This window comes from Brevibacterium sp. UCMA 11754 (assembly GCF_021532275.1).
Lineage (GTDB): Bacteria > Actinomycetota > Actinomycetes > Actinomycetales > Brevibacteriaceae > Brevibacterium.
This window is the reverse complement of record NZ_JACBOT010000002.1, coordinates 1-13,090: the sequence shown is the minus strand read 5'-3', so window position 1 is coordinate 13,090 and position 13,090 is coordinate 1. Positions and strand designations below refer to the sequence as shown.

Below are 13,090 nucleotides of genomic sequence, written 5' to 3'. Positions count from 1 at the left end.
TTGCGGTCAGGACTCGACCACGGTGCTTCTTGGGGGTGAATTCTCCGACGAGGGCATAGTCGACGGGGATGCATCCGCCGAGCCCGAATCCAGCGAGGAATCGGAAGAGGATGAACCAGCTGAACGCTGGAGAGAAGGCGCCAGCGACGGTGAAGATCGAAAACACGAGGAGTGTGAGTGTGAAGGCCTTCTTGCGGCCGATGACATCAGCGATGCCGCCCCAGATGAAGGCGCCCAACGCCATGCCGATGAGGTTGGCCGTAGCGATCCAGGCTGCCTGGCCTACGCTCAGGCTCCAGTAGTCGCTGAGCAGTGGGATGAGGAACCCGTTGAGGGCGACGTCCCAAGCGTCGAACATGAACCCGAGGCCGCCGATGATGAAGATGGCACCTTGGGTTCGCCACCGCCACGGAAGGTTGGCGACGACTTCGGAAGCGGTCGGCGTGGACGCCGAGGTTGCAGTAGACACGAGGCCACAATACCTCTTTAACGCATTTGTGAGTAAAATTGTTCGCATCTCGTCGCTGCACCTTACGCAGCCGGACAGAAGCCGAAGGAATCAGCGCGCGGAATCTTCTTCGTCGGCACGGCGCCGTGGCCGAGAATCGCGCTTCTCCTCATACCTGAGCCACGTCTGCCGAATCGCACCTGCTGACCCATGTCTGCTGAGTCCAGCGCTGGAACTGCCGAAATCCACATGGCACGCTAAGAGGGTCGGGTGCCGCGATCGAAATCGCAGCAGCCGCCCCTCTCAATGTGGGACGACCTGAGCCGCCTCGTCTGAGCAGTCCTCAGCACTCAAGTCCTCAGCACTCAAGTCCTCAGCGCTCAGGCCCTCAAGCCCCAGACTTCAGGCCAGACGAACCATCCAGTTGTTCTTGTCCTCGGCGCGGCCGTACTGGATGTCGAGCAGAGTCTTACGGAACTCCATGGTCTTCTCACCGGGCTCTTCACCGTGGTCGATCGTGAATTCGCTGCCGATGACACGGCCGATCGGAGTCACGACTGCGGCGGTGCCACAGGCGAAGGCTTCGACGATGTCGCCATTGGCAGCTCCCTCACGCCATTCCTCGACGGAGATCTTGCGCTCTTCCGGCTTCAGGCCCAGCTGCGGGGCAAGGTCGAGCAGGGACTGGCGAGTGACACCGTCGAGGATGGAATCACCGAGCTCCGGAGTGAGCAGGCGGCCATCCTTGGTCACGAGCATGAGGTTCATTCCGCCGAGCTCATCGACGTATTTGTTCTCTGCCGCATCGGTGAACAGCACCTGCTGGCAGCCCTGGGCTGCGGCTTCATTCTGCGCTGCCAGCGAGCCCGCGTAGTTGCCGCCGCACTTGGCGAATCCGGTGCCACCGGCGCCGGCGCGGTTGAAGTTCTGCGACAGCCAGATCGAGACGGGCTTGATGCCGCCGGAGAAGTAGGGCCCGGCGGGGCTGGCGATGACGTAGTAGTCGACCTCATGGCTGGAGCGCACGCCCAGGAACCGTTCGGTGGCGATCATGAAGGGGCGCAGGTACAGGCTCGACTCGTCGGCTTCGGATTCAGGGGTGGGAACCCACTCCTGATCGAGTGAGACCAGCGCCTTGATCGATTCGATGAAGTCGGATTCCGAGATCTGCGGCAGCGCAAGACGCTCGGCGGACTTGTTGATGCGCGCAGCGTTGCGCTCGGGACGGAAGGTCCAGACGGAGCCGTCTGCGTGGCGGTAGACCTTCATGCCTTCGAAGATCTCTTGCGCGTAGTGGAACACTGCAGCAGCAGGATCGAGCACCAGCGGGCCGTACGGCTTCACCTCGTGAGCGTGCCAACCATCGTCAAGGGTGTACCTGACGTGGGCCATGTGGTCGGTGAAGTAGAGCCCGAATCCGGGATCCTTCTTGATGTTCTCTCGCACCAGCTCGGGTTGCGGCTGGACATTCTTGAGAACGGCAAACTTGGTCATAAGAACTCTTTTCTCATTTGTGATGAGTGACACTGTCAGGGTAGTCCATCACCCCGGTGCGCGTCGCACCGGGGTGATGGCTCACGAATCGTCCAGTCGGCCCTCGCCACGCCGAGGTGGTCGTGCCCACCTCGGCCCCTGCAGGCCGCGTCAGCTCAGGCGGGCAGCGATCGCGTCGCCCACCTCGGCGGTGGAGCGCTTGGTTCCGTCGCGGTCGGCCAGATCGGCTTCGACAGCGGTCTCGATCGACTTCGCCACGACGTCGAGTCCCAGGTGCGAGGCCATGAGCGCACCGGAGAGGATCGAGGCGGTCGGATCGGCGATCTGCTGTCCGGCGATGTCCGGTGCCGATCCGTGGATGGGCTCGAACAGGCTCGGTCCCGTGCCTTCGACGTTGAGGTTGCCCGAGGCGGCCAGACCGATGCCGCCGGTGACAGCCGCGGCGAGGTCGGTGAGGATGTCACCGAAGAGGTTGTCGGTGACGATCACGTCATAGCGGCCGGGGTCGGTGACCATGTAGATCGTGCACGCGTCCGTGTGCTCGTAGTTGAATGTCACCTCTGGGTATTCTGCGCCGACCTTCTCGACGACGCGACGCCATAGGTGACCCGCGTGGACCATGACGTTGTGCTTGTGGACGTAGGTGAGCTTCTTGTTCCTGGCCTGCGCACGTTCGAACGCATCGCGGACTGCCCGCTCCACGCCGTACCAGGTGTTGATCGAGACCTCGGTCGCGACCTCATAGGGGGTATCGGTGCGCACCGAGCCGCCCATTCCGGTGTAGGAGCCTTCGGTGCCTTCGCGGACGACGACGAAGTCGATTTCGCCGGGGTCGGCCAACGGGCTGGTGACTCCGGCGAAGAGCTTCGAGGGACGCAGGTTGACTGCGTGGCTCAGACCGAAGCGCATCTTGAGGATCACACCTCGCTCGAGCACGCCCGACGGCACGCTCGGGTCACCGCAGGCGCCGAAGAAGATGGCATCGTGGGAACGCAGCGATTCCAGCTCCTCGTCCGTGAGTGTCTCGCCGGTCTCGTGCCAGCGCTTGGCACCGACTTCATAGTCCGTGAGATCGAGTTCCACGGGCTCGCCGGACACCTCGATGGCGCGCTTGAGGACCTTGAGGCCTTCGGGGACGACCTCGTTGCCGATACCGTCGCCGGGCATGACTGCAATTGAGAACTTCATGGTCTCAGACTAGAACTCATCTCAGCATGCAACTTGTTCGTCCTACTATTCGGACACATTTCGACCGCCGGGTTCAGCGAATCCCGTCATCCACAATTTCATGTCTCAAACTTCGTTCCCGACTACAATTTCGCGGCTCGAGCGTCGAAGATGGGAGGAACACCCCGAAACCCCCAGAGAAAGTCGATCATTGACAGAAACGATCCGCAACGCCCGAGCCGCCGCACTTCCCGCCAAGCTCTCCCGCTCCTGGCTGTTGGTCAACGCGGCCAAGGAGGAGATCTTCACCGAGGCGCAGATCTCCGAATCGGATTCCGTCATCTTCGACCTCGAGGCCTCGGTCTCCGACGACAAGAAGCTCGCCGCCCGCGACAATGTCGTACGAGCTCTTGAAGGCGGCATGTCCGCATGGGTCCGGATCAACAAGATGGACTCTGAGTTCTGGGACGACGACCTTGCCTCCATCGCCATGCTCCCCGGCCTGCGCGGAGTGATGCTGCCCGAGACGGAACGTCCCGAGCAGGTCTCCTACACCGCGATGCGCGCGAAGGCAGGACTCCCGGTCATCGCTCTGCTCGAATCTGCGATGGGTGTGGAGAACGCGACCAAGATCGCCGAGGCGCCGGGCACATTCCGCCTTGCCTTCGGAACGAACGACTTCCGCAAGGACACCGGCTTCTCCGGCGATCCGATGGCACTGGCCTATGCCCGCTCACGACTGACCATCGCCTCGCGCATGGGTGGACTGCCCGGCGCGATCGACGGCCCTTCAGCAGCCACTGCCAGCGATGAGCAGGTCCGCACGGATGCCGAGGTCACCCACATGATGGGCATGACCGGAAAGCTCGTGCTCAACGTCGATCAGGTCGTGACGCTCAACGAATCGATGAGCCCGAGCGAAGACGAGCGCGACTGGGCCCGCCAGCTGCTCGAGGCTGCCGAGGGCGGCTCCGAGATCACGGACGGCTCGTACCTGCCACGTCTGGCACGCGCAAAGAAGATCGCCTCCCTGGCGTCGACCTACGGGCTCTGGAACGCCTGAGCCTGATCTTGAGTCTGAGTCTGAGTCCGAGCCCTCAATAGTGTCGGTCCGTCAACCCTCGTGGATTCTGTGGTCCACCCTGCCGGTGGTCCTCCTCGTCGTTGCCTTCGGCCTGTGGCTGAGAGTCGATGTCTCCGGGCCCACGACGGTTGACCAGGACTGGCTGAATCTCGTCGGGCTTGAGCCCGACACCTCCGGGTACTGGCTGGCGGTCATCCTCGCCGAGGTGGGCGGGGGCACGGGGGCCGTGATCTGCACCGGCCTGCTGGCTGCGCTCTTCATCCTCCTGCGACGGTTCCGCTCCGCGGGCGTCCTCGTGACCACCATGCTCATGGGAATCGTCCTGTCCGAGCTGCTCAAGGCCGTGGTCACCCGGGTCCGCCCCAGTGAGCAGCTCTATGACTCCCTGGGCTATTCCTATCCTTCAGGCCATTCCATGGGCGCGGCCGCACTGGCCTTGGGGCTGGCATTCATTGCCTCCCGTGCGCACATGCTCCGGCTGGCCGGGGTGGGCGCAGTTCCCCCGTTGGCAATCCCACCGGAGAACAAGACCGAGCCTGTCCCTACTGACACCGAGACTGCCCCCACCGAAACCGCAGCCGTTCCGACCGAGATCACTGCCCCGCTCGAACCGGTGCGCCTGCGGTTCCACTGGTCCATGCTCCTGGCCTTCGCGTGGATCCTGCTGATGATGTGGTCGCGCACCGCGCTGCAGGTGCACTGGCTCTCCGACACGATCGCCGGAGCCCTCATCGGCATCTCGGCAGCTGTGCTCGCCGACGAGCTCTGGACCTGGGCGACGATAAGGTCCCGTTCACCTCATCGTCAGGGGTGAACGGGACCCGTTCGGTCTGCTGTTTCCTGTGGAGGTCAGTCCTCGCTCAGTGAGACCCCGCTGAACGCTGATGCGTTGACGGCCCCGGCCACTGCCTTGACGACTTCCTCGGATACTGCCGAGTCGACGGCCAGCACGGAGAGTGCATCGTTGTCGGTCGCCGAGGGCGAGACCTGCATACCGGCGATGTTGATGTCATTGGCACCCAGGGCCTGGCCCAGCTGACCGATGATGCCGGGACGGTCCTCATAACGGAAGATGAGCAGGTTGTCGGTGAGCTCGATCTCCAGGTCGAAGTCGTTGACCTCGGTGAGCTTCTGCACGAGCTTCGGTCCGGTCACGGTGCCCGAGACCGAAATCCGCTGCCCTTCGCTCGTCGTCGCGGTCAACCGGGTGACGTTGCGGAAGGATTCGCAGTACGGATCGGTGACCAGTTCGACGCCGATGCCGCGCTCCTCAGCCAGCAGCGGTGCGTTGACGTAGGAGACCTGATCGGATACGACGTCCTTGAACAGTCCCTTGAGCGCGGAGAGCTTGAGGACGGACACGTCCTTGTCTGCGATCTCGCCGTTGACCTCGACCTTGAAGTGAGTGACAGAGGAGTTCGCCAGCGAGTTGACGACTCGGCCGAGTCGTTCGGCCAGGGGAATGCCCGGGCGCACGTCCTCATGGATGGCTCCGCCGGCAACGTTGACCGCGTCGGGAACGAGCTCCCCGGCCAGGGCCTTGCGCACGGACTTGGCCACGGCGACGCCGGCCTTCTCCTGTGCTTCAGCGGTCGATGCGCCGAGGTGGGGCGTGACGTTGACGGCGTCGAGTTCCATCAGCGCCGAGTGCTCCGGAGGTTCGGTGTTCCACACGTCGATGCCGGCACCTCCGACCTCACCTGCGGCGATCGCCTCGGCGAGGGCGTCCTCGTCGATGATGCCGCCGCGAGCCACATTGATGAACCGTGCGCCTGACTTCGCGGCCTTGAACTCCTCGGTGCTGATCATGCCGATCGTCTCAGGAGTCTTGGGCATGTGGACGGTGACGAAGTCGGACACGGCCAAGAGCCCGGGCAGGTCGACGACCTCGACGCCCATCTGCGCGGCGCGTGCCTGCGTGATGTAGGGGTCGTAGCCGACCAGACGCATGCCGAATGCCTTCGCACGCTCGGCCACGAGACTGCCGATGCGGCCGAGTCCGACGATGCCAAGAGTCTTCTCGTAGAGCTCCACGCGTGTACTTCGAACGCTTCCACTCCCCCCGCCTTGAGCGAGGTGTTGCCGGCGCCGAAGTAGCGTGCGGACCCGAGGATGTGGGCCATGGTGAGCTCAGCCGCGGAGATGATGTTCGAGGTCGGAGCGTTGACGACCATGACACCCGCCGAGGTGGCCGCCGGGACGTCGACATTGTCGAGTCCGACGCCGGCACGGCGATGACCTTGAGACCCTTCGCCGCCCCACGATCGCCTCGGCATCGACCTGAGTGGCGGAGCGGACGAGGATCGCGTCGGCATCGACGATGTCGCTGAGGAGCTGAGAGCGGTTACACACGAAGGCGCTGACCGCTCAGCTATCTCAGCGACATCGTCGATGCGACGCGATCCTCGTCCGCTCCGCCACTCAGGTCGATGCGAGGCGATCGGTGCGGCGAAGGGTCTCAAGGTCATCGCCCGTGCCGGCGTCGGACTCGACAATGTCGGACGTCCCGGCGGCCACCTCGGCGGGTGTCATGGTCGTCAACGCTCCGACCTCGAACATCATCTCCGCGGCTGAGCTCACCAGGCCCACATCCTCGGGTCCGCACGCTACTTCGGCGCGGCAACACCTCGCTCAAGGCGGGGGAGTGGAAGCGTTCGAAGTACACGGGCGTGGGAGCTCTACGAGAAGACTCTTGGCATCGTCGGACTCGGCCGCATCGGCAGTCTCGTGGCCGAGCGTGCGAAGGCATTCGGCATGCGTCTGGTCGGCTACGACCCCTACATCACGCAGGCACGCGCCGCGCAGATGGGCGTCGAGGTCGTCGACCTGCCGGGCTCTTGGCCGTGTCCGACTTCGTCACCGTCCACATGCCCAAGACTCCTGAGACGATCGGCATGATCAGCACCGAGGAGTTCAAGGCCGCGAAGTCAGGCGCACGGTTCATCAATGTGGCTCGCGGCGGCATCATCGACGAGGACGCCCTCGCCGAGGCGATCGCCGCAGGTGAGGTCGGAGGTGCCGGCATCGACGTGTGGACACCGAACCTCCGGAGCACTCGGCGCTGATGGAACTCGACGCCGTCAACGTCACGCCCCACCTCGGCGCATCGACCGCTGAAGCACAGGAGAAGGCCGGCGTCGCCGTGGCCAAGTCCGTGCGCAAGGCCCTGGCCGGGGAGCTCGTTCCCGACGCGGTCAACGTTGCCGGCGGAGCCATCCATGAGGACGTGCGCCCGGGCATTCCCCTGGCCGAACGACTCGCCGAGTCGTCAACTCGCTGGCGAAATCCTCTGTCACTCACTTCAAGGTCGAGGTCAACGGCGAGATCGCAGACAAGGACGTGTCCGTCCTCAAGCTCTCCGCGCTCAAGGGACTGTTCAAGGACGTCGTATCCGATCAGGTCTCCTACGTCAACGCACCGCTGCTGGCTGAGGAGCGCGGCATCGGCGTCGAACTGGTCACCGATCCGTACTGCGAATCCTTCCGCAACGTCACGGTTGACCGCGACGACGAGCGAAAGGGCAGCGGATTTCGGTCTCGGGCACCGTGACCGGACCGAAGCTCGTGCAGAAGCTCACCGAGGTCAACGACTTCGACCTGGAGATCGAGCTCACCGACAACCTGCTCATCTTCCGTTATGAGGACCGTCCGGCATCATCGGTCAGCTGGGCCAGGCCCTGGGTGCCAATGACATCAACATCGCCGGTATGCAGGTCTCGCCCTCGGCGACCGACAACGATGCACTCTCCGTGCTGGCCGTCGACTCGGCAGTATCCGAGGAAGTCGTCAAGGCAGTGGCCGGGGCCGTCAACGCATCAGCGTTCAGCGGGGTCTCACTGAGCGAGGACTGACCTCCACAGGAAACAGCAGACCGAACGGGTCCCGTTCACCCCTGACGATGAGGTGAACGGGACCTTATCGTCGCCCAGGTCCAGAGCTCGTCGGCGAGCACAGCTGCCGAGATGCCGATGAGGGCTCCGGCGATCGTGTCGGAGAGCCAGTGCACCTGCAGCGCGGTGCGCGACCACATCATCAGCAGGATCCACGCGAAGGCCAGGAGCATGGACCAGTGGAACCGCAGGCGCACCGGTTCGAGCGGGGCAGTGATCTCGGTCGGAACGGCTGCGGTTTCGGTGGGGGCAGTCTCGGTGTCAGTAGGGACAGGCTCGGTCTTGTTCTCCGGTGGGATTGCCAACGGGGGAACTGCGCCCACCCCGGCCAGCCGGAGCATGTGCGCACGGGAGGCAATGAATGCCAGCCCCAAGGCCAGTGCGGCCGCGCCCATGGAATGGCCTGAAGGATAGGAATAGCCCAGGGAGTCATAGAGCTGCTCACTGGGGCGGACCCGGGTGACCACGGCCTTGAGCAGCTCGGACAGGACGATTCCCATGAGCATGGTGGTCACGAGGACGCCCGCGGAGCGGAACCGTCGCAGGAGGATGAAGAGCGCAGCCAGCAGGCCGGTGCAGATCACGGCCCCCGTGCCCCCGCCCACCTCGGCGAGGATGACCGCCAGCCAGTACCCGGAGGTGTCGGGCTCAAGCCCGACGAGATTCAGCCAGTCCTGGTCAACCGTCGTGGGCCCGGAGACATCGACTCTCAGCCACAGGCCGAAGGCAACGACGAGGAGGACCACCGGCAGGGTGGACCACAGAATCCACGAGGGTTGACGGACCGACACTATTGAGGGCTCGGACTCAGACTCAGACTCAAGATCAGGCTCAGGCGTTCCAGAGCCCGTAGGTCGACGCCAGGGAGGCGATCTTCTTTGCGCGTGCCAGACGTGGCAGGTACGAGCCGTCCGTGATCTCGGAGCCGCCCTCGGCAGCCTCGAGCAGCTGGCGGGCCCAGTCGCGCTCGTCTTCGCTCGGGCTCATCGATTCGTTGAGCGTCACGACCTGATCGACGTTGAGCACGAGCTTTCCGGTCATGCCCATCATGTGGGTGACCTCGGCATCCGTGCGGACCTGCTCATCGCTGGCAGTGGCTGCTGAAGGGCCGTCGATCGCGCCGGGCAGTCCACCCATGCGCGAGGCGATGGTCAGTCGTGAGCGGGCATAGGCCAGTGCCATCGGATCGCCGGAGAAGCCGGTGTCCTTGCGGAAGTCGTTCGTTCCGAAGGCAAGGCGGAATGTGCCCGGCGCCTCGGCGATCTTGGTCGCGTTCTCCACACCCATCGCAGATTCGAGCAGAGCGATGACCGGGAGTCCTGCCTTCGCGCGCATCGCGGTGTAGGAGACCTGCTCGGGACGTTCCGTCTCGGGCAGCATCACTCCGCGCAGGCCGGGGAGCATGGCGATGGAGGCAAGGTCGTCGTCCCAGAACTCAGAGTCCATCTTGTTGATCCGGACCCATGCGGACATGCCGCCTTCAAGAGCTCGTACGACATTGTCGCGGGCGGCGAGCTTCTTGTCGTCGGAGACCGAGGCCTCGAGGTCGAAGATGACGGAATCCGATTCGGAGATCTGCGCCTCGGTGAAGATCTCCTCCTTGGCCGCGTTGACCAACAGCCAGGAGCGGGAGAGCTTGGCGGGAAGTGCGGCGGCTCGGGCGTTGCGGATCGTTTCTGTCAATGATCGACTTTCTCTGGGGGTTTCGGGGTGTTCCTCCCATCTTCGACGCTCGAGCCGCGAAATTGTAGTCGGGAACGAAGTTTGAGACATGAAATTGTGGATGACGGGATTCGCTGAACCCGGCGGTCGAAATGTGTCCGAATAGTAGGACGAACAAGTTGCATGCTGAGATGAGTTCTAGTCTGAGACCATGAAGTTCTCAATTGCAGTCATGCCCGGCGACGGTATCGGCAACGAGGTCGTCCCCGAAGGCCTCAAGGTCCTCAAGCGCGCCATCGAGGTGTCCGGCGAGCCCGTGGAACTCGATCTCACGGACTATGAAGTCGGTGCCAAGCGCTGGCACGAGACCGGCGAGACACTCACGGACGAGGAGCTGGAATCGCTGCGTTCCCACGATGCCATCTTCTTCGGCGCCTGCGGTGACCCGAGCGTGCCGTCGGGCGTGCTCGAGCGAGGTGTGATCCTCAAGATGCGCTTCGGTCTGAGCCACGCAGTCAACCTGCGTCCCTCGAAGCTCTTCGCCGGAGTCACCAGCCCGTTGGCCGACCCCGGCGAAATCGACTTCGTCGTCGTCCGCGAAGGCACCGAAGGCTCCTACACCGGAATGGGCGGCTCGGTGCGCACCGATACCCCCTATGAGGTCGCGACCGAGGTCTCGATCAACACCTGGTACGGCGTGGAGCGGGCAGTCCGCGATGCGTTCGAACGTGCGCAGGCCAGGAACAAGAAGCTCACCTACGTCCACAAGCACAACGTCATGGTCCACGCGGGTCACCTATGGCGTCGCGTCGTCGAGAAGGTCGGCGCAGAATACCCAGAGGTGACATTCAACTACGAGCACACGGACGCGTGCACGATCTACATGGTCACCGACCCCGGCCGCTATGACGTGATCGTCACCGACAACCTCTTCGGTGACATCCTCACCGACCTCGCCGCGGCTGTCACCGGCGGCATCGGTCTGGCCGCCTCGGGCAACCTCAACGTCGAAGGCACGGGACCGAGCCTGTTCGAGCCCATCCACGGATCGGCACCGGACATCGCCGGACAGCAGATCGCCGATCCGACCGCCTCGATCCTCTCCGGTGCGCTCATGGCCTCGCACCTGGGACTCGACGTCGTGGCGAAGTCGATCGAGACCGCTGTCGAAGCCGATCTGGCCGACCGCGACGGAACCAAGCGCTCCACCGCCGAGGTGGGCGACGCGATCGCTGCCCGCCTGAGCTGACGCGGCCTGCAGGGGCCGAGGTGGGCACGACCACCTCGGCGTGGCGAGGGCCGACTGGACGATTCGTGAGCCATCACCCCGGTGCGACGCGCACCGGGGTGATGGACTACCCTGACAGTGTCACTCATCACAAATGAGAAAAGAGTTCTTATGACCAAGTTTGCCGTTCTCAAGAATGTCCAGCCGCAACCCGAGCTGGTGCGAGAGAACATCAAGAAGGATCCCGGATTCGGGCTCTACTTCACCGACCACATGGCCCACGTCAGGTACACCCTTGACGATGGTTGGCACGCTCACGAGGTGAAGCCGTACGGCCCGCTGGTGCTCGATCCTGCTGCTGCAGTGTTCCACTACGCGCAAGAGATCTTCGAAGGCATGAAGGTCTACCGCCACGCAGACGGCTCCGTCTGGACCTTCCGTCCCGAGCGCAACGCTGCGCGCATCAACAAGTCCGCCGAGCGTCTTGCGCTGCCGCAGATCTCGGAATCCGACTTCATCGAATCGATCAAGGCGCTGGTCTCACTCGATCAGGAGTGGGTTCCCACCCCTGAATCCGAAGCCGACGAGTCGAGCCTGTACCTGCGCCCCTTCATGATCGCCACCGAACGGTTCCTGGGCGTGCGCTCCAGCCATGAGGTCGACTACTACGTCATCGCCAGCCCCGCCGGGCCCTACTTCTCCGGCGGCATCAAGCCCGTCTCGATCTGGCTGTCGCAGAACTTCAACCGCGCCGGCGCCGGTGGCACCGGATTCGCCAAGTGCGGCGGCAACTACGCGGGCTCGCTGGCAGCGCAGAATGAAGCCGCAGCCCAGGGCTGCCAGCAGGTGCTGTTCACCGATGCGGCAGAGAACAAATACGTCGATGAGCTCGGCGGAATGAACCTCATGCTCGTGACCAAGGATGGCCGCCTGCTCACTCCGGAGCTCGGTGATTCCATCCTCGACGGTGTCACTCGCCAGTCCCTGCTCGACCTTGCCCCGCAGCTGGGCCTGAAGCCGGAAGAGCGCAAGATCTCCGTCGAGGAATGGCGTGAGGGAGCTGCCAATGGCGACATCGTCGAAGCCTTCGCCTGTGGCACCGCCGCAGTCGTGACTCCGATCGGCCGTGTCATCGGCAGCGAATTCACGATCGACCACGGTGAAGAGCCCGGTGAGAAGACCATGGAGTTCCGTAAGACTCTGCTCGACATCCAGTACGGCCGCGCCGAGGACAAGAACAACTGGATGGTTCGTCTGGCCTGAAGTCTGGGGCTTGAGGGCCTGAGCGCTGAGGACTTGAGTGCTGAGGACTTGAGTGCTGAGGACTGCTCAGACGAGGCGGCTCAGGTCGTCCCACATTGAGAGGGGCGGCTGCTGCGATTTCGATCGCGGCACCCGACCCTCTTAGCGTGCCATGTGGATTTCGGCAGTTCCAGCGCTGGACTCAGCAGACATGGGTCAGCAGGTGCGATTCGGCAGACGTGGCTCAGGTATGAGGAGAAGCGCGATTCTCGGCCACGGCGCCGTGCCGACGAAGAAGATTCCGCGCGCTGATTCCTTCGGCTTCTGTCCGGCTGCGTAAGGTGCAGCGACGAGATGCGAACAATTTTACTCACAAATGCGTTAAAGAGGTATTGTGGCCTCGTGTCTACTGCAACCTCGGCGTCCACGCCGACCGCTTCCGAAGTCGTCGCCAACCTTCCGTGGCGGTGGCGAACCCAAGGTGCCATCTTCATCATCGGCGGCCTCGGGTTCATGTTCGACGCTTGGGACGTCGCCCTCAACGGGTTCCTCATCCCACTGCTCAGCGACTACTGGAGCCTGAGCGTAGGCCAGGCAGCCTGGATCGCTACGGCCAACCTCATCGGCATGGCGTTGGGCGCCTTCATCTGGGGCGGCATCGCTGATGTCATCGGCCGCAAGAAGGCCTTCACACTCACACTCCTCGTGTTTTCGATCTTCACCGTCGCTGGCGCCTTCTCTCCAGCGTTCAGCTGGTTCATCCTCTTCCGATTCCTCGCTGGATTCGGGCTCGGCGGAGGCATCCCGTCGACTATGCCCTCGTCGGAGAATTCACCCCAAGAAGCACCGTGTTCGAGTCCTGACCGCAATGGACGG

At 63.7% G+C, this 13,090-nt stretch carries 15 protein-coding genes and 3 pseudogenes; 9 read left to right on the top strand and 9 right to left on the bottom strand.

Translation table 11 applies throughout. The features are described 5' to 3' along the window. The 3 genes from HX613_RS02245 to HX613_RS02235 all read right to left on the bottom strand — a co-directional run. A partial coding sequence (locus tag HX613_RS02245; RefSeq protein ID WP_235343893.1) for an MFS transporter occupies positions 1–469 on the bottom strand: 469 nt, incomplete at its 3' end. A 381-nt stretch (positions 470–850) separates the two neighbouring features. Beyond that, positions 851–1,942 (bottom strand): branched-chain amino acid aminotransferase, encoded by a 1,092-nt coding sequence (locus tag HX613_RS02240; RefSeq protein WP_235343885.1) that lies wholly within the window; start codon positions 1,940–1,942, stop codon positions 851–853. Between the two features lie 150 nt (positions 1,943–2,092). Then, the gene (locus HX613_RS02235) at positions 2,093–3,130 is read right to left on the bottom strand and encodes a 3-isopropylmalate dehydrogenase (RefSeq protein ID WP_235343887.1); all 1,038 of its coding nucleotides are present in this window, start codon (positions 3,128–3,130) and stop codon (positions 2,093–2,095) included. Between the two features lie 190 nt (positions 3,131–3,320). Here HX613_RS02235 and HX613_RS02230 point away from each other — a divergent pair, with 190 nt between their 5' ends. After that, positions 3,321–4,172 (top strand): HpcH/HpaI aldolase/citrate lyase family protein, encoded by an 852-nt coding sequence (locus HX613_RS02230; protein WP_235343888.1) that lies wholly within the window; start codon positions 3,321–3,323, stop codon positions 4,170–4,172. A gap of 40 nt (positions 4,173–4,212) precedes the next feature. Then, the gene (locus HX613_RS02225) at positions 4,213–5,007 is read left to right on the top strand and encodes a phosphatase PAP2 family protein (protein ID WP_235343889.1); all 795 of its coding nucleotides are present in this window, start codon (positions 4,213–4,215) and stop codon (positions 5,005–5,007) included. 35 nt (positions 5,008–5,042) lie between these two features. On the opposite strand, the gene HX613_RS02220 is transcribed toward HX613_RS02225, so the two are convergent. From HX613_RS02220 to HX613_RS22940, 4 genes and pseudogenes are all read right to left on the bottom strand, one after another. After that, entirely contained in the window at positions 5,043–5,831 is a 789-nt protein-coding gene (locus HX613_RS02220; RefSeq protein ID WP_235343895.1) for an ACT domain-containing protein, read from the bottom strand. Beyond that, positions 5,805–6,281 (bottom strand): annotated as a pseudogene (locus HX613_RS02215) (NAD(P)-dependent oxidoreductase); the annotation flags it as partial. The gene HX613_RS02220 and the pseudogene HX613_RS02215, both read right to left, overlap by 27 nt. Then, positions 6,251–6,469: pseudogene (locus HX613_RS02210) on the bottom strand (hypothetical protein); the annotation flags it as partial. The pseudogenes HX613_RS02210 and HX613_RS02215, both read right to left, overlap by 31 nt. A gap of 145 nt (positions 6,470–6,614) precedes the next feature. After that, positions 6,615–6,773: a hypothetical protein gene (locus tag HX613_RS22940; protein ID WP_235343892.1), complete on the bottom strand. Its 159-nt coding sequence runs from the start codon at positions 6,771–6,773 to the stop codon at positions 6,615–6,617. Between HX613_RS22940 and HX613_RS22935 the strand changes: the two genes are divergently transcribed. From HX613_RS22935 to HX613_RS22920, 4 genes are all read left to right on the top strand, one after another. After that, positions 6,724–7,077, top strand: coding sequence for a hypothetical protein (locus tag HX613_RS22935; RefSeq protein ID WP_442862580.1), 354 nt, complete (start codon positions 6,724–6,726; stop codon positions 7,075–7,077). The two genes, HX613_RS22940 and HX613_RS22935, sit on opposite strands and share 50 nt — an antisense overlap. Then, on the top strand, positions 7,037–7,258 hold the full coding sequence (locus HX613_RS22930; RefSeq protein ID WP_442862581.1) for an NAD(P)-dependent oxidoreductase: 222 nt from the start codon (positions 7,037–7,039) through the stop codon (positions 7,256–7,258). Before HX613_RS22935 ends, HX613_RS22930 begins: the two co-directional genes overlap by 41 nt. A gap of 211 nt (positions 7,259–7,469) precedes the next feature. Then, positions 7,470–7,742: a hypothetical protein gene (locus HX613_RS22925; protein WP_268826534.1), complete on the top strand. Its 273-nt coding sequence runs from the start codon at positions 7,470–7,472 to the stop codon at positions 7,740–7,742. Between the two features lie 157 nt (positions 7,743–7,899). After that, positions 7,900–8,043, top strand: a complete 144-nt coding sequence (locus tag HX613_RS22920) for a hypothetical protein (protein WP_235343891.1) — start codon at positions 7,900–7,902, stop codon at positions 8,041–8,043. 35 nt (positions 8,044–8,078) lie between these two features. Here the strand turns inward: HX613_RS22920 and HX613_RS02185 are convergent, their stop codons facing one another. Beyond that, positions 8,079–8,873 (bottom strand): phosphatase PAP2 family protein, encoded by a 795-nt coding sequence (locus tag HX613_RS02185; RefSeq protein WP_235343889.1) that lies wholly within the window; start codon positions 8,871–8,873, stop codon positions 8,079–8,081. A 40-nt stretch (positions 8,874–8,913) separates the two neighbouring features. Continuing rightward, a complete protein-coding gene (locus HX613_RS02180; RefSeq protein WP_235343888.1) occupies positions 8,914–9,765 on the bottom strand; it encodes an HpcH/HpaI aldolase/citrate lyase family protein in 852 nt (283 codons plus the stop codon). 190 nt (positions 9,766–9,955) lie between these two features. Between HX613_RS02180 and HX613_RS02175 the strand changes: the two genes are divergently transcribed. The 3 genes and pseudogenes from HX613_RS02175 to HX613_RS02165 form a co-directional block, all read left to right on the top strand. After that, complete coding sequence (locus HX613_RS02175) at positions 9,956–10,993, top strand: 3-isopropylmalate dehydrogenase (RefSeq protein ID WP_235343887.1); 1,038 nt, start codon at positions 9,956–9,958, stop codon at positions 10,991–10,993. A 150-nt stretch (positions 10,994–11,143) separates the two neighbouring features. Further along, positions 11,144–12,235, top strand: coding sequence for a branched-chain amino acid aminotransferase (locus HX613_RS02170; RefSeq protein ID WP_235343885.1), 1,092 nt, complete (start codon positions 11,144–11,146; stop codon positions 12,233–12,235). A 381-nt stretch (positions 12,236–12,616) separates the two neighbouring features. Continuing rightward, positions 12,617–13,090 (top strand): annotated as a pseudogene (locus HX613_RS02165) (MFS transporter); the annotation flags it as partial.

What these genes read in the sequence shown, in the direction of transcription:
- HX613_RS02240 (WP_235343885.1), bottom strand. Translation starts at nt 1,942, where the DNA reads ATGACCAAGTTTGCCGTTCTCAAGAATGTCCAGCCGCAACCCGAGCTG.
- HX613_RS02235 (WP_235343887.1), bottom strand. Translation starts at nt 3,130, where the DNA reads ATGAAGTTCTCAATTGCAGTCATGCCCGGCGACGGTATCGGCAACGAG.
- HX613_RS02220 (WP_235343895.1), bottom strand. Translation starts at nt 5,831, where the DNA reads ATGGAACTCGACGCCGTCAACGTCACGCCCCACCTCGGCGCATCGACC.
- HX613_RS22935 (WP_442862580.1), top strand. Translation starts at nt 6,724, where the DNA reads ATGGTCGTCAACGCTCCGACCTCGAACATCATCTCCGCGGCTGAGCTC.
- HX613_RS22920 (WP_235343891.1), top strand. Translation starts at nt 7,900, where the DNA reads ATGCAGGTCTCGCCCTCGGCGACCGACAACGATGCACTCTCCGTGCTG.
- HX613_RS02175 (WP_235343887.1), top strand. Translation starts at nt 9,956, where the DNA reads ATGAAGTTCTCAATTGCAGTCATGCCCGGCGACGGTATCGGCAACGAG.
- HX613_RS02170 (WP_235343885.1), top strand. Translation starts at nt 11,144, where the DNA reads ATGACCAAGTTTGCCGTTCTCAAGAATGTCCAGCCGCAACCCGAGCTG.